This window comes from Amycolatopsis viridis (genome assembly GCF_011758765.1).
Classification (GTDB): Bacteria; Actinomycetota; Actinomycetes; order Mycobacteriales; family Pseudonocardiaceae; genus Amycolatopsis_E; species Amycolatopsis_E viridis.
In genome coordinates, this window is record NZ_JAANOU010000001.1 from 2,157,359 (window position 1) to 2,178,122 (window position 20,764).

The 20,764-nt window shown below is 72.7% G+C and carries 19 protein-coding genes and 1 pseudogene; 14 read left to right on the top strand and 6 right to left on the bottom strand.

Annotation, left to right across the window (positions count from 1 at the left end):
• Positions 1 to 67: 67 nt before the first annotated feature.
• From FHX46_RS10630 to FHX46_RS28445, 3 genes and pseudogenes are all read left to right on the top strand, one after another.
• Positions 68 to 2,098, top strand: coding sequence for an APC family permease (locus FHX46_RS10630; RefSeq protein WP_167112901.1), 2,031 nt, complete (start codon positions 68 to 70; stop codon positions 2,096 to 2,098).
• On the top strand, positions 2,095 to 3,306 hold the full coding sequence (locus FHX46_RS10635; RefSeq protein WP_167112903.1) for a class I SAM-dependent RNA methyltransferase: 1,212 nt from the start codon (positions 2,095 to 2,097) through the stop codon (positions 3,304 to 3,306). Before FHX46_RS10630 ends, FHX46_RS10635 begins: the two co-directional genes overlap by 4 nt.
• Before the next feature lie 63 nt (positions 3,307 to 3,369).
• Positions 3,370 to 3,522: pseudogene (locus FHX46_RS28445) on the top strand (DUF397 domain-containing protein); the annotation flags it as partial.
• Between the two features lie 78 nt (positions 3,523 to 3,600).
• Here the strand turns inward: FHX46_RS28445 and FHX46_RS10645 are convergent.
• Positions 3,601 to 4,206 carry a CGNR zinc finger domain-containing protein gene (locus FHX46_RS10645; RefSeq protein ID WP_167112905.1) on the bottom strand — a complete coding sequence of 202 codons (606 nt, stop codon included), beginning with the start codon at positions 4,204 to 4,206 and terminating at the stop codon, positions 3,601 to 3,603.
• A 125-nt stretch (positions 4,207 to 4,331) separates the two neighbouring features.
• Between FHX46_RS10645 and FHX46_RS10650 the strand changes: the two genes are divergently transcribed.
• From FHX46_RS10650 to dxs, 4 genes are all read left to right on the top strand, one after another.
• A complete protein-coding gene (locus FHX46_RS10650) occupies positions 4,332 to 5,564 on the top strand; it encodes an MFS transporter (RefSeq protein ID WP_208400096.1) in 1,233 nt (410 codons plus the stop codon).
• A 408-nt stretch (positions 5,565 to 5,972) separates the two neighbouring features.
• Complete coding sequence (locus tag FHX46_RS10655) at positions 5,973 to 6,557, top strand: TIGR03086 family metal-binding protein (RefSeq protein WP_167112907.1); 585 nt, start codon at positions 5,973 to 5,975, stop codon at positions 6,555 to 6,557.
• Between the two features lie 87 nt (positions 6,558 to 6,644).
• On the top strand, positions 6,645 to 7,763 hold the full coding sequence (locus FHX46_RS10660; protein ID WP_167112909.1) for a DUF2786 domain-containing protein: 1,119 nt from the start codon (positions 6,645 to 6,647) through the stop codon (positions 7,761 to 7,763).
• A 1,202-nt stretch (positions 7,764 to 8,965) separates the two neighbouring features.
• Positions 8,966 to 10,876 (top strand): 1-deoxy-D-xylulose-5-phosphate synthase, encoded by a 1,911-nt coding sequence (gene dxs, locus FHX46_RS10665; protein WP_167112911.1) that lies wholly within the window; start codon positions 8,966 to 8,968, stop codon positions 10,874 to 10,876.
• 39 nt (positions 10,877 to 10,915) lie between these two features.
• Here dxs and FHX46_RS10670 read toward each other — a convergent pair whose 3' ends face one another.
• Together FHX46_RS10670 and FHX46_RS10675 are read right to left on the bottom strand one after the other, a co-directional pair.
• Positions 10,916 to 11,557, bottom strand: coding sequence for a formylglycine-generating enzyme family protein (locus tag FHX46_RS10670; protein ID WP_313886082.1), 642 nt, complete (start codon positions 11,555 to 11,557; stop codon positions 10,916 to 10,918).
• 9 nt (positions 11,558 to 11,566) lie between these two features.
• Entirely contained in the window at positions 11,567 to 12,448 is an 882-nt protein-coding gene (locus FHX46_RS10675) for an NAD(P)H-binding protein (protein WP_167112913.1), read from the bottom strand.
• 69 nt (positions 12,449 to 12,517) lie between these two features.
• Between FHX46_RS10675 and FHX46_RS10680 the strand changes: the two genes are divergently transcribed.
• The 6 genes from FHX46_RS10680 to FHX46_RS10705 all read left to right on the top strand — a co-directional run bounded on the left by FHX46_RS10680 (position 12,518) and on the right by FHX46_RS10705 (position 17,493).
• On the top strand, positions 12,518 to 13,333 hold the full coding sequence (locus FHX46_RS10680; RefSeq protein WP_167112914.1) for a LysR family transcriptional regulator: 816 nt from the start codon (positions 12,518 to 12,520) through the stop codon (positions 13,331 to 13,333).
• A 44-nt stretch (positions 13,334 to 13,377) separates the two neighbouring features.
• On the top strand, positions 13,378 to 14,055 hold the full coding sequence (locus FHX46_RS10685) for a response regulator transcription factor (protein WP_167112916.1): 678 nt from the start codon (positions 13,378 to 13,380) through the stop codon (positions 14,053 to 14,055).
• Entirely contained in the window at positions 14,052 to 15,191 is a 1,140-nt protein-coding gene (locus tag FHX46_RS10690) for a sensor histidine kinase (protein ID WP_167112918.1), read from the top strand. The genes FHX46_RS10685 and FHX46_RS10690 overlap by 4 nt, the downstream gene beginning before the upstream one ends.
• Before the next feature lie 14 nt (positions 15,192 to 15,205).
• Entirely contained in the window at positions 15,206 to 16,018 is an 813-nt protein-coding gene (locus FHX46_RS10695; protein WP_167112921.1) for an aldo/keto reductase, read from the top strand.
• 65 nt (positions 16,019 to 16,083) lie between these two features.
• Complete coding sequence (locus FHX46_RS10700) at positions 16,084 to 16,518, top strand: MarR family winged helix-turn-helix transcriptional regulator (protein ID WP_167121354.1); 435 nt, start codon at positions 16,084 to 16,086, stop codon at positions 16,516 to 16,518.
• Between the two features lie 60 nt (positions 16,519 to 16,578).
• The gene (locus FHX46_RS10705) at positions 16,579 to 17,493 is read left to right on the top strand and encodes an LLM class flavin-dependent oxidoreductase (RefSeq protein ID WP_167112923.1); all 915 of its coding nucleotides are present in this window, start codon (positions 16,579 to 16,581) and stop codon (positions 17,491 to 17,493) included.
• 172 nt (positions 17,494 to 17,665) lie between these two features.
• Here the strand turns inward: FHX46_RS10705 and FHX46_RS10710 are convergent, their stop codons facing one another.
• Both FHX46_RS10710 and FHX46_RS10715 read right to left on the bottom strand, forming a co-directional pair.
• Positions 17,666 to 17,890, bottom strand: a complete 225-nt coding sequence (locus tag FHX46_RS10710; RefSeq protein WP_313886083.1) for a hypothetical protein — start codon at positions 17,888 to 17,890, stop codon at positions 17,666 to 17,668.
• Between the two features lie 54 nt (positions 17,891 to 17,944).
• A complete protein-coding gene (locus tag FHX46_RS10715) occupies positions 17,945 to 19,279 on the bottom strand; it encodes an amidase (RefSeq protein ID WP_167112925.1) in 1,335 nt (444 codons plus the stop codon).
• Positions 19,280 to 19,411: 132 nt separating this feature from the next.
• Here FHX46_RS10715 and FHX46_RS10720 point away from each other — a divergent pair, with 132 nt between their 5' ends.
• Positions 19,412 to 20,443: a LacI family DNA-binding transcriptional regulator gene (locus FHX46_RS10720; RefSeq protein ID WP_167112927.1), complete on the top strand. Its 1,032-nt coding sequence runs from the start codon at positions 19,412 to 19,414 to the stop codon at positions 20,441 to 20,443.
• Here FHX46_RS10720 and FHX46_RS10725 read toward each other — a convergent pair.
• Positions 20,422 to 20,730, bottom strand: coding sequence for a hypothetical protein (locus FHX46_RS10725; RefSeq protein ID WP_167112928.1), 309 nt, complete (start codon positions 20,728 to 20,730; stop codon positions 20,422 to 20,424). The genes FHX46_RS10720 and FHX46_RS10725 overlap by 22 nt on opposite strands.
• Positions 20,731 to 20,764 lie beyond the last annotated feature (34 nt).

Genomic DNA, 20,764 nt, shown 5'->3' on the forward strand with positions numbered 1-20,764 from the left:
CCGGTAGATGCCGTCGCAGAACCTACCTTGTCCGGCCGCCTCGCGGACCCGCCCGTACCCTTCTGACGTGTCGAAGATTGCGACCGCCACCAAACGGCTGCTCGTTGGCCGTCCGTTCCGGAGCGACCGGCTGTCCCACACCCTGCTCCCGAAGCGGATCGCGCTGCCGATCTTCGCGTCGGATGCCCTCTCCAGCGTGGCGTACGCGCCCGAGGAGATCTTCCTGACGCTGAGCGTCGCGGGGTTGTCGGCCTACGCGTACTCGCCGTGGATCGGCATCGCCGTCGCGGTGGTCATGCTGGTCGTGGTGGCCTCCTACCGCCAGAACGTGCACGCCTACCCCAGCGGCGGCGGGGACTACGAGGTCGCCAGCACCAACCTCGGCGGCAGATTCGGCCTGACCGTGGCCAGCGCGCTGCTGGTCGACTACGTGCTGACCGTGGCCGTGTCCACCTCCTCCGGCGTGGCCAACATCGGCTCGGCCGTCCCGTTCGTCGCCGAGCACAAGGTGTTCAGCGCGATCCTGATCGTCATCGTGCTGACCTCGATCAACCTGCGCGGGGTGCGGGAGTCCGGCAAGGCGTTCGCGATCCCGACCTACGGGTTCATCATCGGCATCCTCGGCATGGTGCTGTGGGGCCTGTTCGAGGCGGTCCGCGGCACCCCGATGCGGGCGGAGAGCGCGGGGTTCCAGCTGCACGCCGAGGCGTCCTTCGCCGGGTTCGCGTTCGTGTTCCTCATCCTGCGCTCGTTCTCCTCCGGCGCCGCGGCGCTGACCGGGGTCGAGGCGATCAGCAACGGCGTGCCCGCGTTCCGCAAGCCGAAGTCGAAGAACGCGGCCACCACGCTGCTGATGATGGGGGTGCTCGCGGTGACGATGCTGCTCGGCATCATCACGCTGGCGATCCTCACCGACGTCAAGTTCGCGGAGGACCCGGCGACGCAGCTGAGCGGCACGCCGGCGGGTTACCAGCAGAAGACGATCGTCACCCAGATCGCGAAGGCCGTGTTCCCGCACTTCTCGCCGGCCTTCTACTACATCTCGTTCAGCACCGGCATCATCCTGCTGCTCGCCGCGAACACCGCGTTCAACGGCTTCCCGGTGCTCGCCTCGATCCTCGCGCAGGACCGGTACCTGCCGCGCCAGCTGCACACCCGCGGCGACCGGCTGACCTTCTCCAACGGCATCCTGTTCCTCGCCGCGTTCGCACTGGTCCTGATCATCGCGTTCGACGCCGAGGTCACCAAGCTGATCCAGCTCTACATCGTGGGCGTGTTCGTGTCGTTCACGGTGAGCCAGACCGGCATGCTGCGGCACTGGCACCGGCTGCTGTCCCGGGAGACCGACCCGGCTGCCCGGCGGCGCATGCGGCGGTCCCAGACGGTCAACGCGATCGGCCTGACCATGACCGGCGCCGTGCTGATCATCGTCCTGATCACCAAGTTCCTGCTCGGCGCGTGGATCGCCATCGCCGCCATGGTGGCGATCTACCTGCTGATGACCGCGATCCGCAAGCACTACGACCGGGTCTCGGAGGAACTGGCCACGCTCGACGACAGCAATCCCACCGTGCTGCCCTCGCGCAACCACGCGATCGTGCTGATCTCCAAACTGCACCTGCCGACCCTGCGCGCCCTCGCCTACGCGAAGGCGATGCGGCCGGACGTGCTGGAGGCGGTGACGGTGAACGTGGACGACGCCGAGACGCGCCAGCTCACCGCCGACTGGGAGGCCAAGGGGTTCAAGGTCCCGCTGAAGGTCGTCGAGTCGCCCTACCGCGAGATCACCCGGCCGGTGCTGGACTACGTCAAGCGCGTGCGCGGCGACAACCCGCGGGACGTGGTCACCGTGCTGATCCCGGAGTACGTGGTCGGGCGCTGGTGGGAGCAGCTGCTGCACAACCAGAGCGCCCTGCGCCTGAAGGGGCGGCTGCTGTTCCAGCCGGGTGTGATGGTCACCAGCGTGCCGTGGCAGCTGCGGTCCTCGGCCAAGGCGCTGCGGCGCGCGGCACGGGCGCGGCCGGTGGCCGGGGACGTCCGCCGCGGCTACTTCGGGGACGGTGCCCGCGCCGGTGCCGGCAAGGACGGCGGACGGTGAGCGGTCCCGACTGGACCGGCCGGGTTCTGGAGCTCGAGGTGGGACCCGTGGCCCACGGCGGGCACTGCGTGGCCCGCGCCGAGGGCCGGGTGGTGTTCGTCCGGCACGCGCTGCCCGGCGAGCGGGTGCGTGCCGCGGTGACCGAGGACAAGGGCGGCTCGTTCTGCCGGGCGGACGCCGTGGAGGTGCTGCTGGCCGCGCCGGAACGGGTGGAGCCACCGTGCCCGCTGGCGGTCCCGGGGCAGTGCGGCGGCTGCGACTGGCAGCACGCGGCGCCGGCGTTCCAGCGTGAGCTCAAGGCCCGGGTGGTGGCCGAGCAGCTGCAGCGGCTCGCTGGATTGGACTGGGCGGTCGAGGTCGAGGCGCTGCCCGGCGGCGTGCTCGGCTGGCGGTCCCGCGTCCGGCTGGTGGCCGGGCCGGACGGCCGGGCCGGGTTGCGCGCGCACCGCAGCCACCGCGTCGTCGCGGTCGGGAAGTGCCCGATCGCGGTGCCGGGAGCGGTGGAACAGGCGGTGGAGCGGCGGTGGCGGCCGGGCACCGAGATCGAGGTGACCAGCGACGGCGACGGACGGGTGCACACGCGTGAGCTGGCGACCGTGCGCGGCAAGCGGAGGGCGCGGCAGCTGACCGGCGGGGAGGCGGTGCAGCACGCCGCCGGGCGCGACTGGCGGTTGCAGGCGCACGGGTTCTGGCAGGTGCACCCGGCGGCGGCGGACACGTTCGCGGCGGTGGTGCGGGAGTGGGCGGCCGCGTCGCCCGGCGCGCTGGCGTGGGACCTGTATGCCGGGGTCGGGCTGTTCGCGTCCGTGCTCGCCGGACAGGTCGGCGCGACGGGGCACGTGGTCGCGGTGGAGTCCGGGCGGCGCGCGGTGCGCGACGGCGAGCGGAACCTCGCCGACCTGCCGCAGGTGAGCTGGCGCGCGGACCGCACCGAACGGGTGCTCCAGTCGCTGTCCGGGCAGCCGGAAGTCGTGGTGCTGGACCCGCCCCGGTCGGGTGCCGGGCGGGAGGTGGTCGAGGCGGTGGCCGCGGCGTCACCGGCGCGTGTCGTCTACGTGGCGTGCGACCCCGCGGCGCTGGCCCGGGACGTGGCCTTCTTCGGAGCCGCCGGTTACCGGCTGGAGCGGCTGCGCGCGTTCGACGCGTTCCCGATGACCCACCACGTGGAGTGCGTGGCGCTGCTCGAACCGGCCGGGAAGGGTGCCTGACCTGCGGTTTTGTCTGTTCGCTTGATGTGCGGTTGGGCGTTACGGGCAATATCTTGCGCTGAAATGACGCTCCTTCTGAGTGCGGCGTCTTGGCGTAAGAGCAGCTACAGCAACCAGGACGGCGGCGCGTGCATCGAGGTCTCCGACGACTTCGCCGCTGTCGCGCCGGTGTGCGACGGCAAGATCCCGTACGGGTCGGTGCTCGTCTTCCCGGCCGGTGGCTGGTCCCGGCCGGGGCGGATGAGCGGAACCTTCGGACAGGTACGCGGGGAGTGGAAAAGCCCATACCTGAGGTCACACCGAGCGGTCCCGCCCCAAGCGGTGCTCGGTGTAGTGGCGTGCGGCGCGGACGCGGTTGCCGCAGCGGTCCGAGCACCAGCGGCGGGCGCCGTGGTTGCGGATGAAGAGACGGGTGCAGCCGGGCGCTCCGCACGTGGACAGACGCGTGCTCGGCGGGCCTGTCAGCAGCTCCATGCCGTCCTCGGCCAGCACGGTGAGGGCCGCGCCGACGGGATCGCCGGCCGGGCGGCACGCCGCCGCCACCGGACCGGCCTCCGCCCAGCGGATCTCGCGGACGGCGGGGGCCGCCGCGAGCGTGCCGTTCAGTGTGGCCAGGGCCGCCGGCGCGGGAGAGCCGCCGTTGAGGTGTGCGTTGAGCAACTCCCGGAGAGAGCCGCGCAGTTCGCGCAGATGATCCAGTTCCCTTGAGCCGACCGGGACCCCTGCGGGGATCAGCCCCCGGTGGTGCAGCCAGGTGGTCGCGCTCTCGGTGTCGCGCAGTCCGTCGTACGGGCCGCTCGGCCGGCTGAACTCGGTGTTGACCAGTGCCAGAGCGCCGTGGCGGTCCTCCCCGGGAGCCTCCAGCAGGGTCGTCGCGGTGGAGGATTCGGCAGCGTCCATGACCTAACGCTAGCACTTGAGCTTTGCCGTGAGGCTGGGATAAGGTCGGTGAGTCCAACGGTGAATTACAAACTCTACCGTTAGACCAAGTGCTCCAGCTTCCGTTGTCGACGAGGGGGATCCCTGTGGGAAAGACAGACAAAGGCCTGACTCTGCGGTTCATCACGCTGGCCATCGGCATGTTCGCCATCGGTACGGACAGCTTTGTGGTGGCCGGCATCCTGCCCAGCGTGGCCAAGGACCTTGACGTCGACGTGCCCACCAGCGCGGAGCTCATCACGGCCTATGCGCTGTCCTACGCCATCCTCTCGCCCGTGGTCGCGGCGGTGGCCGCCCGTGTGCCCCGCCGGCTGCTGCTGATCATCGGCCTGGTGGTGTTCATCGTGGGCAACATCGGCACCGGGCTCGCGCCCGGGTTCGAGGCGGCCCTTGGTTTCCGGGTGGTGGCCGCGCTCGGCGGTGCCATGTTCACGCCGACCGCGGCCGGGGTCGTCGTCGCGCTCGCCGGGCCGGAGCGGCGGGGTACCGCCCTGAGCATCCTGTTCGGCGGATTGAGCGCGGCCACCGCCCTCGGTTCCCCCATCGGCACCGCGATCAGCGGATTCACCGACTGGCGCGGCACCATGGTGTTCGTCGCCGCGGTCGGTCTCCTGGCCGCGGTCGCCATCTCCGTGGCCCTGCCCTCGGTGCCCAGCCCGCCGGCGGTGACGCTGAAGCAGCGCCTGTCGCCTGTCACCGACCCGAGGATCGCCCTGGCGCTGCTGCTGGTCCTGGTCGCGTACAGCGGCTTGTTCATCCTGTACACCTACGTCAGCCAGATTTTCGCTCCGGCCACGGACGGCAGTGGCCGCGCCCTGGCCTGGCTGCTGTTCGCCTGGGGCATCGCGGCCGTCGTCGGCAACATGACCGCGGGGCGCCTGACCGACAAGCTGGGCAACCGCGTCGTGATCAACACGGCCGGCGTCATCGCGGTCGTCGTGTTCGCCACCACCCCGTGGACCAGCCCGCACCTGGCGACCGCCGTTGTCGCCGTGATGCTCTGGGGCGCCTGCGGATGGGCGATGCTCGTCCCGATCCAGCACCGGCTCGCCGGAGTGAACCCCGAGGTCGCGCAGATGTCCATCTCCCTGAGCTCCTCGGCGAACTACGTCGGTGTCTCCCTCGCCCCGGTGATCGGCCGCTTCTTCCTCGACCACGGCGTGGACATGCGCTACCTGGGCATGCCGTCCGCGGCGATCGTCGTTGCGGGCCTGCTGATCGGCGAGGCGGGTTACCTGCTGATCAAGCGGGGGATGCGCCGGGCGCAGGCGGGCGACGGCGACGCTCCGGCCGATGTCCGGGCCGTCACGGCGCGCTGACCGCGCGAACGCGCGGGGGCCCGCACGGACCGTGGCGGCGGTGCCGTGCGGAGCCCCGCGGGGAGCCTGCGGGCGGGAGGTCAGGTGATCCGGCCGCGCGGCGGGGTTCCAGCACTCCCATCAGCCGGCTCACCTCGGCCGTCGCGGACTTGACGGCCAGGACGCAACGGTCACGGGAGGTGAGCCGGTTTGAGCAGGGCGAGCGAGCCCAGCACGGTGCCGTCCCACAGCACGGGCGCGGCGACGGAGTCCCAGCCGCGTGCGCGTTCCTGGAAGCCGATCGCGTATCCCGTGGCCCGAATCTCCGCGGACTGACACCTTCCCGGTGCCGCACCACGTGGAGTGCGTGGCGCTGCTGACGCGGTGAGCGCCCCGGAATTGTCGGACCCCTCCGGCATGATGCCGGGCATGACTTCCTTGCCGAGTTTCGACCGCGCGGCCGCTGCGGTGTCCCGTGTCGTGTCCGCGGTACAGCCCGATCAGTGGGAGCTGCCCACGGCCTGCACGTCGTGGAACGTGCGGGCCGTGTTCGAGCACCTGGTGCACGGCAACCTGCGCACCGCGGCGTGGGCGCGCGGGGAGCCCCCGCCCGAGTCCCCGCCGCCGTGGGACGACGCGCCGGAGGTGTTCGCCCGTTCGCTGTCCGTTCTGCGGGAGGCGCTGGCCGATCCGGGACTGCCCGGGCGGACGGTGCACGTGCCGTTCGGTGACGTGCCGGGCGCGATGCTGGTGCCGATCCGCGTCAACGAGCTGCTGGTGCACGGCTGGGACATTGCCGACGCCACCGGTCAGTCGACTGATCTGGAGCCCGATCTGGCGGAGGAGGCGCTGTCGTCGTGGGCCGCCCGGTTCGGCGACGCGCCACGACCACCGGGCGGTCCGTTCGGGCCGCCGGTGCCGGCGCCCGCGGGAGCGTCCGCGGCCGACCGCCTGGCGGCCTTCCTCGGCCGGCGGTCGGTACGCGCCCCGGATGATGCGGAGACGTTCCGGTAGCGCACCGGCTGCTGTGTCCATTGTGGAGAGTTCCGGCCGTCCGGTGGATCACCGTGCGGGTACTGGGCGGGACGTAGGGGGGAGTGCGTGGGAAAGTCCACTGTGGAAACATTCGCCGTCCTGCTGCGCGATGCGGCGAGGCGCCGGCTGGGTGAGATCGCGGCCCGGGAGCTGGCCGGCCCGCGGTACGACAAGGAGGTGATCGACCGGGCGGCGGAGCTGGCGCTGCGCGAGGTGCTCGCCCGCTTGTGGCGCACCGGCTGGCAGCCGCGCGACGTGCACCAGGTCGCCCGGCGCCGTCTGGACCGGCGGGCGGTGTCCCTGGTCGTGGACGCCATCGCCGGATGCGCGGCGGCAGGGGAGCAGTTCGCCGGGATCGGGGCCGTCGTGTGGTGGGCGGGTGATCGGCCGCTGCTCGGCCAGTGGGCTGCGCGGCACGCGGTGGCGCGGGAGCCGGCGTTGCTGGCGGTCCTGGCGGTCCTGGCGGCGCTGTTGCCGTTGCCGCGGTTGCCGGATCTGCCGGTCGCCGCGGCGGCGCCGGGGGTGGATGAGCGGATGCCGGCCCGGATCCGGGCGTTGCTGGCGAAAGCCGAGTCGACGTCGTTCCCGGAGGAGGCGGAGGCGCTGTCGGCGAAGGCGCAGCAGCTGATGAGCCGGTACTCGTTCGAGCAGGCGCTACTGGATCCGCCGGCGCGGGCCGGTTCGGCGCGGCGGTTCTGGCTGGAGCAGCCGTACCTGGGGCCGAAGTCGTCGCTGGTGACGGCGGTGGCGTCCGCCAATCGGTGCCGGGCCGCGTTCTACGCGGGGCTCGGGTTCGTCGTCTTGGTCGGGCACGAGGTGGACCTCGACCTGGTGGAGCTGCTCTCGACGTCCCTGCTGGTGCAGGCGAACGAGGCGATGCTCGCCGCCGGGACGCGGTCGCGGACGCGGTCGTTCCGGCACGCGTTCCTGCTCGCCTACGCCGGCCGCGTGGGTGAACGGCTGACCGCGGCCGACCGCGCGGCCGGTGAGGAGTTCCCGGACGACCGCCTGCTCCCGATCCTGACCCGGCGCCGGCAGGAGGTGGACACGCTGTTCGGGGAGCTGTTCCCGCGCACCGTTACTCGCAGGACGACCATCAGCAACGGCGACGGCTGGGCAGCGGGCCGAGCGGCCGCGGACCGCGCCCGGCTGACCGTGGAGAGGACAGCCGTGGAGGGACAGTAGGAGAGCTGCGGCAACGCGTCCTTGCCGCCGCGGCAGCGGAAGTACCGGCGCCCCGCCCCGCGAGGCCGACCGCTCGCCGGCCACGTTGCAGACGCAGCACCGGCACCTCGCGACCGAACGCCGGCCACCACCCGGAGGGACCAACTCGCTGCCCGCCACGGCCAACACCCCGCCCGCCGCGGCCAACACGCTGCCTCAAGGGGCCAACACGCTGCCCGGAGCGGCCAACCCACTACCTGGAGCGGCCAACCCACCTGGACGGGCCAACGCGCTGCTGGGACGGGCCAACACGCTGCCGGAAGCGGCCAAAACGGTGTCCGCCGTGGCCAACCCACCAGCCGGAGGGGCGAATGCGTTGCCCGGCGGGGCGGGGCTAACACGCTGCCTGGAGCGACCGACCAACACGGCGCCGGGAGCGGCCAACACGCTGCCCGGAGCGGCCAACACGCTGCCCGGAGCGACCGACACGCTGCCCGGAGGGCGAACGCGGCGGTCGGGAGCGGCCGACACGCCGCCCGGGAGCGGCCAACACGATGCCGGGAGCGGCCAACACGATGCCGGGAGTCGTCAACACGCCGCCCGGAGGGGCCGACACGGCGCCAGCTGTGGCAAACACGCCGGCCGTTGGCGTGTTTGCCGCTCCCGGCGGCGTGTTTGCTGGGTGCGGGGCCGGCGGGGTGGGTGCGGGTCTGGTGGGGTGCGCCACCGCAGGATTCTGTCGGTCGCCGGTCCAGTCGGACGCGCTTCGAGAACCCGCTGCTGCCGGATCGCTGCCCGACCGGGCTGCCGGCCCGCTCCTCGCCGGGCTGCCGGGCCGCTGCCCGGCCGGGCCGCTCCCCGGCCGGGCTGCCGCATCGCCGTCGGGCCGCTGGCGGCCCCTTGACGAATCCGCCCGGGCGCGCCCCGGTACACCCGCAGCAGGCGCTGCGACTCTTGATCGGTACAGTAATCGCCTGGACCGGGTAACGCCACGTCCGGCGGGGGCCGATCTCACCTGATGTCACCGCGTACCCACCCGGTTGGGTCCGGCCGGTGAGACCCCGTTCACACGGTCGGCTGCGCCGGGACTGTACCGGGCCGGCGTCCCGCCGCCGGATCGGTGACCGGGGACGCGCGCGGCGGCCGGGGGACTACGGTTCTCCGTAGACTGACGGGACGCGCCCTGGCGGGCAGGGCGGGTATCGATGCGGGTGAGGTGGAAAGTGACGCTCCTGGAGTCCGTCCATGGGCCGGCCGACCTGAAGCGCATGGGACACGGCCAGCTCGAGCACCTCGCGGGGGAGATCCGCGACTTCCTGGTCGACAAGGTCCGCCGCTCGGGCGGTCACCTCGGCCCCAACCTCGGCGTGGTCGAGCTGACGCTGGCCCTGCACCGGGTCTTCGACTCGCCGAACGACGCGATCGTCTGGGACGTCGGTCACCAGTGCTACGTGCACAAGATCGTGACCGGCCGGCACGGCGAGTTCGACCTGCTGCGCCAGCAGGGCGGGCCGTCGGGCTACCCGTCCCGCGAGGAGAGCGAGCACGACCTGGTGGAGAACAGCCACGCCTCCACCGCGCTGTCCTATGTGGACGGATTGTCGAAGGCGTTCGAGCTCGCCGGGGGCGGGCGGCACGCGGTGGCGGTCGTCGGGGACGGTGCGCTGACCGGCGGGATGTGCTGGGAGGCGCTCAACAACATCGCCGCCGAACCGGGGCGTCCCGTGGTGATCGTGGTCAACGACAACGGCCGCTCCTACTCGCCGACGATCGGCGGCTTCGCCGAGCACCTCGCGTCGCTCCGGCTGCAGCCGGGCTACGAGCGCATGCTCGACGGCGGCCGCGAGCTGCTGCTCAACACACCGGTGGTGGGCAAGCCGATCTACGCGGCCCTGCACGCGGCCAAGGCCGGCATCAAGGACGCGCTGAGCCCGCAGGAGATGTTCTCCGACCTGAAGCTGAAGTACTTCGGACCGGTCGACGGCCACGACATCGCGGCACTGGAAAAGGCCTTCCAGGCGGCGAAGGCGTTCGGCGGCCCGGTGGTGGTGCACGCGGTCACCGAGAAGGGCCACGGTTACCCGCCCGCGGTGAACCATGAGGCCGACCAGATGCACCAGACCGACCCGATCGACCCGGAGACCGGCCTGCCCAAGCCCAAGGGCCTGAGCTGGACGTCGGTGTTCGGCGACGAGCTGGCGCGCATCGGTGAGGAACGCGAGGACGTGGTGGCGATCACCGCCGCGATGCTGCGTTCGACCGGCCTGCACGAGTTCGCCGAGCGGCACCCGGACCGCTGGTTCGACGTCGGCATCGCCGAGCAGCACGCCGTCACCTCGGCCGCCGGCCTCGCCATGGGCGGGTACCACCCGGTCGTCGCGGTCTACTCGACGTTCCTCAACCGCGCCTTCGACCAGGTGCTGATGGACGTGGCGCTGCACCGCCAGCCGGTGACGCTGGTCCTCGACCGGGCCGGCATCACCGGGCCGGACGGGCCGAGCCACCACGGCATGTGGGACCTGTCGCTGCTCGGTATGGTGCCCGGGATGCGCGTCGCCGCGCCGCGGGACGCGCGGACGATGCGCGAGGAGCTGCGTGAGGCGGTGGCCGTGTCGGACGGCCCGACCGCGTTGCGGTTCTCCAAGGGCAGCATCACCGAGTCGGTGCCGGCGGTCGACCGTGTCGGCGTGGTCGACGTGCTGCGTCGTCCGCGCGAGGGTGCGGGCGCCGACGTGCTGCTGGTCGCGGTGGGCGCGTTCGCGACGCTCGGGCTTGCCGCCGCAGAACGGCTGGCCGACCAGGGCATCGGCGTGACGGTCGTGGACCCGCGCTGGGTGCTGCCGGTGCCGGCCGAGCTGGTCGGCCTGGCGCGCGAGCACCGGTTGGTGGTGACGGTGGAGGACAGCGGCCGCCACGGCGGGTTCGGCAGCGCCTTCTCGGCCGTGCTGCGGGACGCCGAATGCGACGTGCCGCTGCGCGACCTGGCCGTGCCGCAGCGGTTCCTGGCGCACGGTTCGCGTGAGGAGGTGCTGGCGGGCGTCGGCCTGACCGCCCAGGACGTGGCGCGGCGCGTGACGGAGTGGGCCTCGAACCTGATCGGTGAGGCCCAGCCCGCGGACGCCCCGGCGGAGTAGCCCGGTGACGGGCGGCCACAGCAGTCAGCGGCCGCCCGGTCAGCCGGACCGGACCACCCGGAAGCCGACGTCGTCGCTGCGGAACCCGGGGTGGCTGCGGCGCCGCACCGAGGCGCGGCAGCTCCAGTGCTCGTCGAACCAGCCACCGCCGCGCAGGACGCGGTATCCGCCGTACACCTGCGGGTCGTAGACGTCCCAGCACCAGTCCCAGGCGTTGCCGAGCATGTCGTGCAATCCCCACGCGTTCGGTTGTTTGCCGCCGACCTCGTGGATCCGCTCCCCGGAATTGCCGCGATACCAGGCTATTTCGCCGAGCTCGCCGTAGCGGGGGCCGGTGGTGCCGGCGCGGCAGGCGTGTTCCCACTCCGCCTCGGTGGGCAGGCGGTAGCCGTCCGCGTCCCGGTCCCACCGGACCTCCTCGTCGACCGAATACACCGGCGACAGTCCTTCGTGGACGGACAGTGCGTTGCAGAACCGCACCGCGTCCGTCCACGACACGCTTTCCACCGGCAAACGCGGGCCCTCCGACGCGCTCGGCCGGTCCCCGGTCACCGCCGCGTACTGGGCCTGCGTGACCGGGTGGACCGCCATCCGGCAGGGCCCGACCTCGACGGTCCAGCTCCGCCGGGTCCGCCGGTCGGACACCGTCACGCTGCCCGCCGGCACGGCGATCATCTCCACGAACGGATGCTACTGGGCGAGCACCGCCGGGCGGAGGACCTCCTCACACCACTGCCGGAAGGTCGTCGGCGTGGACGCCTCGGGCGTGCGGGGCTGCGCGTTGTCCAGCCCGGCGTCCTTCGCCGCCATCATGTCGACCATCCCGCGCGTCATCGCTGCCGACCACCCCTGCCGCCGCAGGTCGGCCGTCAGCTCCTCGGCGGAGACCTCCTGGAAGCGGACGGGACGGCCCAGAACTTCGGCCATGATCGCGGCCAGGTCGTTGTGGGACAGGTCTTCCGGGCCGAGCACCGGGACCTCGCCCCGGCCGCTCCAGGTGTCGTCGAGCAGCAGCCGGGCGGCGGTGGCCGCGATGTCCTGGGTCGCGCAGATCGGCCGCTTGTGGTCCGGCTCGGCCATCGCGAAGAACACGCCGTCCTCGGCGATCGACCGGATCTGCCAGAGCAGGTTGTCCATGAACGTCGGCATGGTCAGCGCCCGGTAGGCGACGCCGGTGCTCGCGATCAGATCGTCCATCGCGATTGAGGCCGTCACCAGGCCCGCCTCGCCGGGCACTCCGCGGCCGAGGGCCGAGACGCCGACGACCCGGGAAACGCCCTGGCCGGCCAGCGCCGCGCAGGCCGGGCGGGTGAAGTCCAGGTAGGCGGTGTGCAGGTCGGTGGCCGCCGGGTTGGGCGGAACGAGCCAGAAGACCGCGCTGGCGCCGGCGAACGCCTTCTCCACGACGTCCGGGTCGCCGTGCGAGCCGGTGACGACCTCGGCCCGGTCGCGGACCCGGGGACTCAGGCGGGACGCGTCGCGCACGATGACGCGGACCGGTGCGCCGGCGTCGAGCAGGGTGTCGGCCAGGTGCCGGCCGATGCGGCCGGTGGGTGCGGTGATCACGATCATGGCTCCACTGTCCGCCCGCACGGCGGCGACCGTCCAATACCTCTTGAGCGGGATTGATACCCTAACGGTATGGACCTGGACCTGCGCAAACTGCGGTACTTCGCCGCGGTCGCCGAGCACGGGCACTTCGGCCGGGCCGCGGAACGGCTGCACATCGCGCAGCCCGTGCTGAGCCGCCAGATCCGCGCCCTGGAACGGGAACTGGGCTGCGAGCTGCTGGAGCGCACCACCCGGTCGGTGCGGCTGACCCCGGCGGGCGAGCAGCTCTACGCGGACGCGCCCGGAGTGCTGGCCACCGCGGTCGCCGCGACCCGCCGGGCCTACGGCGCGGCGCGCGGCTCCCGCCGCCTGGTGGTCGGGTTCGCGCCCGGACTGACCGTGTCGCCCGCGGTCCGGGCCTTCACCCAGGAGCACCCGCAGGTGGAGGTCGAGCTGCTGCACCTGCACTGGTTCGAACAGGCCGAGGCGCTGCGCGACGGCCGCGCCGACGTCGGCTACCTGCGGCGCCCGTTCGACCCGGCCGGGCTGCACACCCTGCGGGTGGGCAGCGAGCCGAAGGTGGTGTGCCTGCCCGCCGCGCACCCCCTCGCCGCGCGGCGCCGCGTGCGCTACGCCGACCTCGACGGCGTTCCGGTGATCGACGCGACCGACCGCCGGGTCACCACCATCGAGGAGAAGCTGGAGCTGGTCGCCGCAGGACGCGGTTGTGCGATGGTGCCGCGCAGCGTCGCGCGCTACTACTCGCGCCCGGACATCGTGCACCGGACCATCGGCGACGCCGGGGAGTACGAGATCTGCCTCGCCGTCGCGGAGGAGAACCGGCGTCCGCACCTGGCCGACTTCGTGGCGGTGGCTGCCCGCACGCTGCCCGGACGACGGCGCTGAGTCCCGTTGAGGTAACTCTCAGGAAACTGTGGCACCGTGGTGCCGTGCGAGTACTGGTAGTCGAGGACGAGGCGCCGCTGGCGGACGCGATCGCGCGCGGGCTGCGCCGGGAAGGCATGGCGGTCGACGTCGCCCTCACCGGCGACGAAGGACACGAGAAGGCCAGCATCACGCGGTACGACGTGGTGCTGCTGGACCGGGACCTGCCGGGGATGTCCGGCGACGACCTGTGCCAGGAGATCGTCGCTTCCGACGAGCTGACGCGCGTCCTCATGCTGACCGCCAGCGGCACGGTCTCCGACCGCGTCGAGGGGCTGTCCCTGGGCGCGGACGACTACCTGGCCAAGCCCTTCGCCTTCCCCGAGCTGGTCGCCCGGGTGCGTGCGCTGGGCCGCCGGGCCACCCCGGCCGCCCCGCCGCTGCTGACCGTCGGTGACGTCGAGCTCGACCCGGCCAAGCGCACCGTGCGCCGCGCGAGCGGGCCGATCGACCTGACCCGCAAGGAGTTCGGCGTCCTCGAGGTGCTGATGGCGGCCAAGGGCGCGGTGGTCAGCAGCGAGGAGCTGCTGGAGCGCGTGTGGGACGAGAACGCCGACCCCTTCACCACGACGGTCCGGGTCACGGTGATGACCCTGCGCAAGAAGCTGGGCGAACCTGGGATCATCGAGACCGTGGTGGGATCCGGGTACCGGGTACGCGACACCGGCCCCGCGAAGGGGTGAGCTCGCGCTCGGCACGCACGCCGGTCCGCAGCCTGCGTGCGCGCATCACGCTGCTCGCGACCGGGCTGGCGGCCGGGGTCAGCCTCGTGCTGCTGTGGCTGGCGTGGACGCTGGTCGGCGACGCCGTGTCCGCGGTGCCGCAGATGCCGCCGGGCACGGTGGTGCGCGTCGACGGGGTGGACGTGGACGCCGCCGCGCTGGCGGCGCACCTGCGCGACCACGCGCGCGACAAGATGCTCCTCGCCGGGAGCATCGCGTTCTGCTGCGTGGTGCTGGCGACCGCCGTCCTGGCCTGGACGTTCACCTCGCGGGTGCTGCGGCCGTTGCGGGACATCACCGGCACCGCGCGGCGGTTGTCGGTCGAGTCGCTGGGCGAGCGCATCGGCGAGGTGGACGCGCGCGGCGAGCTGGCCGAGCTCGCGCAGACCTTCGACGCGATGCTCGACCGGTTGCAGGCGGCGTTCGAGGCGCAGCGGCACTTCGTCGCCAACGCCAGCCACGAGCTGCGCACGCCGCTGTCGGTGATCCGCACCGAGCTGGACGTCACCCTCGCCGACGAGCAGGCCGACACGGACGAGCTGCGCCGCATGGCCGGCGTGGTGCGGGACGCGACCGAGCGGGCCAGCCAGCTGGTCGGGTCGCTGCTGCTGCTCGCCCGCACGGACGGCGCGGGGCTGGTGGTCAGCGAGCCGGTCGACCTGGCGGTGCTGGTGGACAGCGCGTGGCGGGCGGTGGCGGGCGAGGCCGACCAGCGCGGCCTGAAGACCACCTTCACCACCGAGCCGGCCTGGACGACGGGTGATCCGGCGCTGCTGGAGCGCATCGCGGGCAACTTGCTGGAGAATGCGGTGCGGCACAACGTCGACGGCGGCTGGATCGAGGTCACCACCCAGCCCGGTGACCGGTGGTCGACGCTGCGGGTGCGCTCCTCCGGGGGGCTGGTGGACCCGGCCGCGGTGGGGGAGCTGTTCGAGCCGTTCCGCCGGGCCGGGGTGGCGCGCACCGCCCGGCACGGGGCCGGGCTCGGGTTGTCGATCGTGCGTGCGGCGGTCGAGGCGCACGACGGGCTGGTGCAGGCGGAACCGGTGGTCGGCGGGGGGCTGGCGGTCACCGTGCGGCTACCCGCGGCGCGCTGAGTTACCGTGCTGCCATGGTGCCTTCGATCCGGTTGAACAACGACGTCGAGCTACCCGCGCTCGGGTTCGGGGTCTACAAGCTGGCCGACGGCGACGTCGAGGCCGCGATGCAGGTGGCGATCGAGGCCGGGTACCGCAGCTTCGACACGGCGACGTTGTACGGCAACGAGCGGGGTGTCGGCGCGGCGGTGCGCTCGTCGGGCCTGCCGCGGGAGGACCTGTTCGTCACCACCAAGCTGTGGAACACCGAGCACGGCTACGACTCGGCGCTGCGCGCGTTCGACGGCAGCCGGAAGCAGCTCGGGCTCGACTACGTCGACCTCTACCTGATCCACTGGCCGGTACCGCGGCAGGACAAGTACGTGGAGACCTGGCGCGCGCTGGAGAAGATCCTCGCCGACGGCGGCGCCCGGGCGATCGGGGTGTCGAACTTCCAGGTCCCGCACCTGCAACGGCTGATGGCCGAGACCGAGGTGGTGCCCGCGGTGAACCAGGTCGAGCTGCACCCCGGCCTGCAGCAGCCGGCGCTGCGCGCCTTCCACGCCGAGCACGGCATCGTGACCGAGGCGTGGAGCCCGCTGGCCCGCGGCCGTCAGCTGGACAGCGAGGTGGTCACCACGGTCGCCCGCAAGCACGGCAAGACCCCGGCGCAGGTGGTGTTGCGCTGGCACATCGAGATGGGTCACATGGTCATCCCCAAGTCGGCGACGCCCAGCCGCATCCGGGAGAACATCGACATCTTCGACTTCGAGCTGGACGCACAGGACATCGCCGGGTTCGCGACCCTGGAGAGCGGTGACCGCCACGGCCCGCATCCCGAGGCGTGACAGTTCGTGCCACGAACTTTTGGTGATAGTCTGGGGAAATGGGTGCTGGACCGGAGGGCGACCGGATGGGAATCGTGGCCGCGCTGGTGCGGTCGGCGTTCCTGGTCAACGCGGTGTATTCGGAATCGGCCCGGGAGTGCGGCCTGACGATGCCGCAGGGGCAGCTGTTGTGCGTGCTGATGGCCCGGCCGTACGGCATGACGGAGCTCGGCGCGGTCCTGGGGCTGGCGAAGTCGAGCCTGACCGGGCTGGTGGATCGCACCGAGCGCAACGGCCTGGTGCGGCGCGAGCCGGATCCGCGGGACACCCGTGCCGTGCGGGTCGCGCTCACCGGCGAGGGCAGCAGGGTGGCCGGTGAGTTCTACGCCGAGACGTGCCGCCGCATCGGTGGATTGCCCGCCGGGCTCGGCGCCGCGGAGCGGGACCAGCTCGCGGGCCTGCTCGGCCGCGTGGTGGTGGACAACGCGGTGCCCCCGGTCTTCCTGGAATCCGGCGCCTGATCCTTGCCGTTCGTATTACGAAACATTATAGTTCGCAGTACGAACTTCAAGGAGGCGTAAGTGTCCCGGCGCGATGTGGTTTTCGGAATCGGTGCCCACTCCACCGTGCAGGAGGCGGCGAGCCTGCGGCGCATGGTCGAGCGCGCGGATTCCGATGGGCTCGACCTGTTCTCGCTGTCCGACCACCCGTACCTCGGCAGCCGGCTGGACGCCTACGCGGCGATCGGTTTCCTGCTGGGGCGCACCGAACGGATCGCCGGGCTCGCGAACGTCACCAACCTGCCGCTGCGGCCGCCGCCGATGCTGGCGCGCACCGTGACCTCGCTGGCCGCGCTGTCCGCGGACCGGATCGTGCTCGGGTTGGGTGCGGGCGGGCTGCCGGACCGGATCGCGGACATGGGCGGGCCGCGGTTCTCCCCGGCGGAGTCCGTGGAGGCGTTCGAGGAAGCGATCGTGCTGGTCAAGTCGCTCGCGGGCGGCGGCGAGCGGGTCACCCACGAGGGCCGGTACTACCGGGTGCACCGGATCGAGCCCGCGCCGGTGGCGGCGCCACCGGTATGGACCGGGTCGGCCGGGCCGAAGTCGCTGGCGGCGACCGGCCGCGTCGCGGACGGCTGGATCCCGGGCCGCGCGGCGGACTGGCTGAGCGAGCGGTACCGGAGGTCCCGGCCGGTGATCGACGAGGCAGCCGCCGCGGTGGGCCGGGACCCGCGGGAGATCCGGACGGTGGTCAACTTCCCCGGGGCGATCACCGAGCGGCCCCTCGCCGCGACACGCGACGAGGAGGGCCGGTGGGTCGGCGGCAGCGTCGACCAGTGGATCGAGGAACTGACCGCCGCCGTGATCGAGCACGAGGTGTCGGGGTTCATCCTCTTCTCGCCGGGCCACGGTGCGCACGACGACGTGTCCCTCGGTCGCTGGGCACGGGAGATCGTCCCGGCCGTTCGCGAGGCGGTCGCCGAGGAGCTCGGCTAGCGCCGGAGGGCTGCGGCGAGAACTCGGCCAGCACCTCGGGAGCCTGGACGTGGGCGAGATGGCCCTGTGGTGTCCGGGTTCTCCGCCGAGTACGTGGCCGCGTTGCGGGAGAGCCCGGTGTGGCCGGTGCTGCGGCCGCTCGCGCACCCGCTCGCGACGGGACTCACGGCGATCAACGACGACACCCCAGGCGTTCGACCGGTACCGCGACCTCGACGTACGGTTCACGATCTCCACCGCGGTCGAGGTCGCCCTCGGCAGCGCGCAACGGTTCCAGCGCGTCCGTCCCGAACGGCCCGGACACCGGTTCGTAGGCGACCACCGAGCGCAGGTCCTGCCGTCCGGCCGCGGCGTCCAGCGCGATCAGCGCGCCATAGCTCCAGCCGAACAGGTCCACCTCGCCGCCCAGCGCGTCGAGGATGTGGTGCAGGTCGTCGACATGGCCGTCCGTTCAGAGTTGTTCGGCGATGGCCAGGAGGCGGTGCTCGGAGCCGGGCGGGCCGACGAGCTGCAGACCGACGGGCAGCTCGCCGGCCAGGCCGGCGGGTACGGACAGGGCGGGCAGCCCGAGGACACTCCACGGGCTGGCCAGGGACAGCAACGCGGCTCGCACGTCGCCGACGGCCGAGGTGCGCGCGTCCACCGGCGGGGCGGGCAGCGGAACCGTGGGCAGGGCGAGGAAACCGTGGCGCCGGAGCAGGCCGAGCACGTCGGCGCGCACCCGGTCACGCAGTTCGCGGGCGCGGACGTACTCCCAGCCGCGGACCTCGCTGCCGGCGCGCAGGCGTTCGCGGACCTCCTCGCCGAAGAGCTCGGGTGCGGCTGCGAAGCGTTCCGCGTGCACGGCGAACGCTTCGCTGCCTTGCAGGACCGGGTACGCTTCGCGCAGTTCCGCCACTCCCGGCACGGTGACCTCGGCGACTTCGGTGACTTCGGTGAGGTCACCCAGGCCGGCCCGGACCACCGCGGTGACTTCCGGCAGCGTGGGGTGGATCTGCTCCGGCGCCATCCAGGCCAGCGGAGTGGTCCCGGAAACGGGCCGGGTTCCGCTCAGCACCGTCCACAGCAGACGGCAGTCCGCCGCGGTGCGGGCCAGCGGGCCGACGGTGTCCAGTGACGGGGCCAGCGGGAGGACGCCGTGCAGGCTCAGCGCGCCGTGCGTGGGCTTGAGCCCCACAACGCCGCAGAGGGCGGCGGGGACCCGCACCGAGCCCCCGGTGTCGGTGCCGAGGGCGAGCGGCACCATGCCGGCCGCGACCGCGGCGGCCGATCCGCTGCTGGATCCGCCGGCCATGTGGCTGGGCAGGTGCGGGTTGCGGGTGGGGCCGCCGGCCGCCCGGTCACCAGTCGGGCCCAACGCGATCTCGTGCGTGGCGGTCTTGCCCAGCACGATCGCCCCAGCGGCACGCAGCCGCCGCACGCAGTCGGCGTCGTCGGCGGCCACCGCACCGGCGAAGTGGCGGGACCCGGCGGTGGTCGGCAGGCCGCGCACGTCGATCAGGTCCTTGACGGCGATCGGGATGCCGTGCAGCGGCCCGCGGTCCACTCCGTCCGCCAGCTCGCGATCCGCCTGCTCGGCGGCGCGCCGCGCGCCGGCTTCGTCGACCGTGACGAACGCGTTGACGACCGGGTCCCACCGCTCGATCTCGGCGAGTGCGGCGGCGACCAGGTCACACGCGGTGAGCCGCCCGGCTCGCAGGTCCGCGGCCAGTCCGGCGACGGATCTGTGTGCGAACCAGCCCGCACCCGCGGGTGGGGCCGTCCTGGTCGGCAGGGATGACGACACGCGGATTCCTTCCGTGACACAAACGATTGAGTGCGAGTTGTTCACGCGCCCAAACGTTTGGGGAAATCGTTTGGGTAGTATCACTGGATCCGGGAGCCGACGTCAAGGGGCGGCACCGGCGAAAGGTGGGAAGTGGGCCGAGAGGAGCGGAAGCGGCCGGCGACGCTGCGGACCGTCGCGCGAAGCGCCGGGGTCGACGTGTCGACCGTGTCCCGGGTGCTCAACGGGTCGCCGGAGGACGCGGCGCGCGCCGCGTCCCGGGAGACGGCCGAGGCGATCCGGGAGTGGGCGGCGCGGCTGGACTACCGGCCCAACCCGCACGCGAAGAGCCTGCGCACCCAGCGCAGCAACCTGGTGGGCGTCCTGGTGCCGCGGTTGTCCGACGTCGTCCTCGCCACCATCTACGAGGGCGTCGAGGACGCCGCCGCGGGGCACGGGCTGGCGACGTTCGTGATGAACAGCCACGACCGGCCGGCCGAGCAGCGTGCGCGGACCGAGCTGGCGCTGTCCCGCCGGGTGGACGGGCTCGTCCTGGGCGACGCCCACCACGACGGTGTCTTCGCCGGCGAACTGGCCGAGCGCGGTGTCCCGTTCGTCCTGGTCAGCCGTCACGCCGGCGAGCACCCGGCGGTCACCTGCGACGATTACCGCGGCGGGCGGCTGGTGGCCGAGCACTTCCTCGCGCTGGGTCACCGCCGCGCCGCGGTGATCGCCGGAGAGCCGTTCGCGAGCACCGGCATCGACCGGACGGCCGGGTTCGCCGACCGCTACCGCGAGGAAGGGCTCGACGTGGCGTCCGTCCACTCCGGATTCGACACCGTGGGCGGGCACCGGGCGGCCGAGCAGCTCCTCGCCGCGGATCCCCGGCCGACCGCCCTCTTCGCCGTCAACGACTTCGCCGCCATCGGTGCCCTCGGCGCCGTGCGCGACGCCGGTCTGCGGCCCGGTGCGGACGTCGCGGTCGCCGGGTTCAACGACATCCCGCTCGCCGCCGAACTGCCGGTGCCGCTGACCAGTGTCCGCTCCCCGATGCACGAGATGGGGCGGCGCGCGCTGGAACTGCTCGTGACAGTTCTCGACGGACAGCACCCGGAGTCGCAACGGCTGGAGCCGGAACTGCAGGTCCGGGCGTCCACCGCGGGTCAGGAGATCGTCACCAGGTAGGGGACGACCAGCAGCACGACCGCCAGCGGCCAGTACACCCGCTTCGTCACGCGGCACTTCCGCGTGACGAGCGCGTTGAGGCCGAGGAACAGCGGCAGCAGGAGCAGCCACGCCCCGGCGGTGATCATCGCGATCGCGGTGAGCCCGTCGTCGACCAGGGTCGGGTCGATCGAGGCCCAGCCGAGCCGGTCCAGCACCGCCCACCCCAGGATCACCAGCAACCCGAGCGGCCACACCGCGACCACACCGAGGCCCGTGTTCAGCACCGCACCGACCACCCAGCCCACGACTCACCCCGCATATTTGACAGGCCCTCTCGCG

Bases quoted from the DNA above. Each gene is read 5' to 3' on its own strand.
- FHX46_RS10645 (WP_167112905.1), bottom strand. From the start codon at position 4,206: ATGGACGCTGCCGAATCCTCCACCGCGACGACCCTGCTGGAGGCTCCC.
- FHX46_RS10655 (WP_167112907.1), top strand. From the start codon at position 5,973: ATGACTTCCTTGCCGAGTTTCGACCGCGCGGCCGCTGCGGTGTCCCGT.
- FHX46_RS10675 (WP_167112913.1), bottom strand. From the start codon at position 12,448: ATGATCGTGATCACCGCACCCACCGGCCGCATCGGCCGGCACCTGGCC.
- FHX46_RS10680 (WP_167112914.1), top strand. From the start codon at position 12,518: ATGGACCTGGACCTGCGCAAACTGCGGTACTTCGCCGCGGTCGCCGAG.
- FHX46_RS10695 (WP_167112921.1), top strand. From the start codon at position 15,206: ATGGTGCCTTCGATCCGGTTGAACAACGACGTCGAGCTACCCGCGCTC.
- FHX46_RS10700 (WP_167121354.1), top strand. From the start codon at position 16,084: ATGGGAATCGTGGCCGCGCTGGTGCGGTCGGCGTTCCTGGTCAACGCG.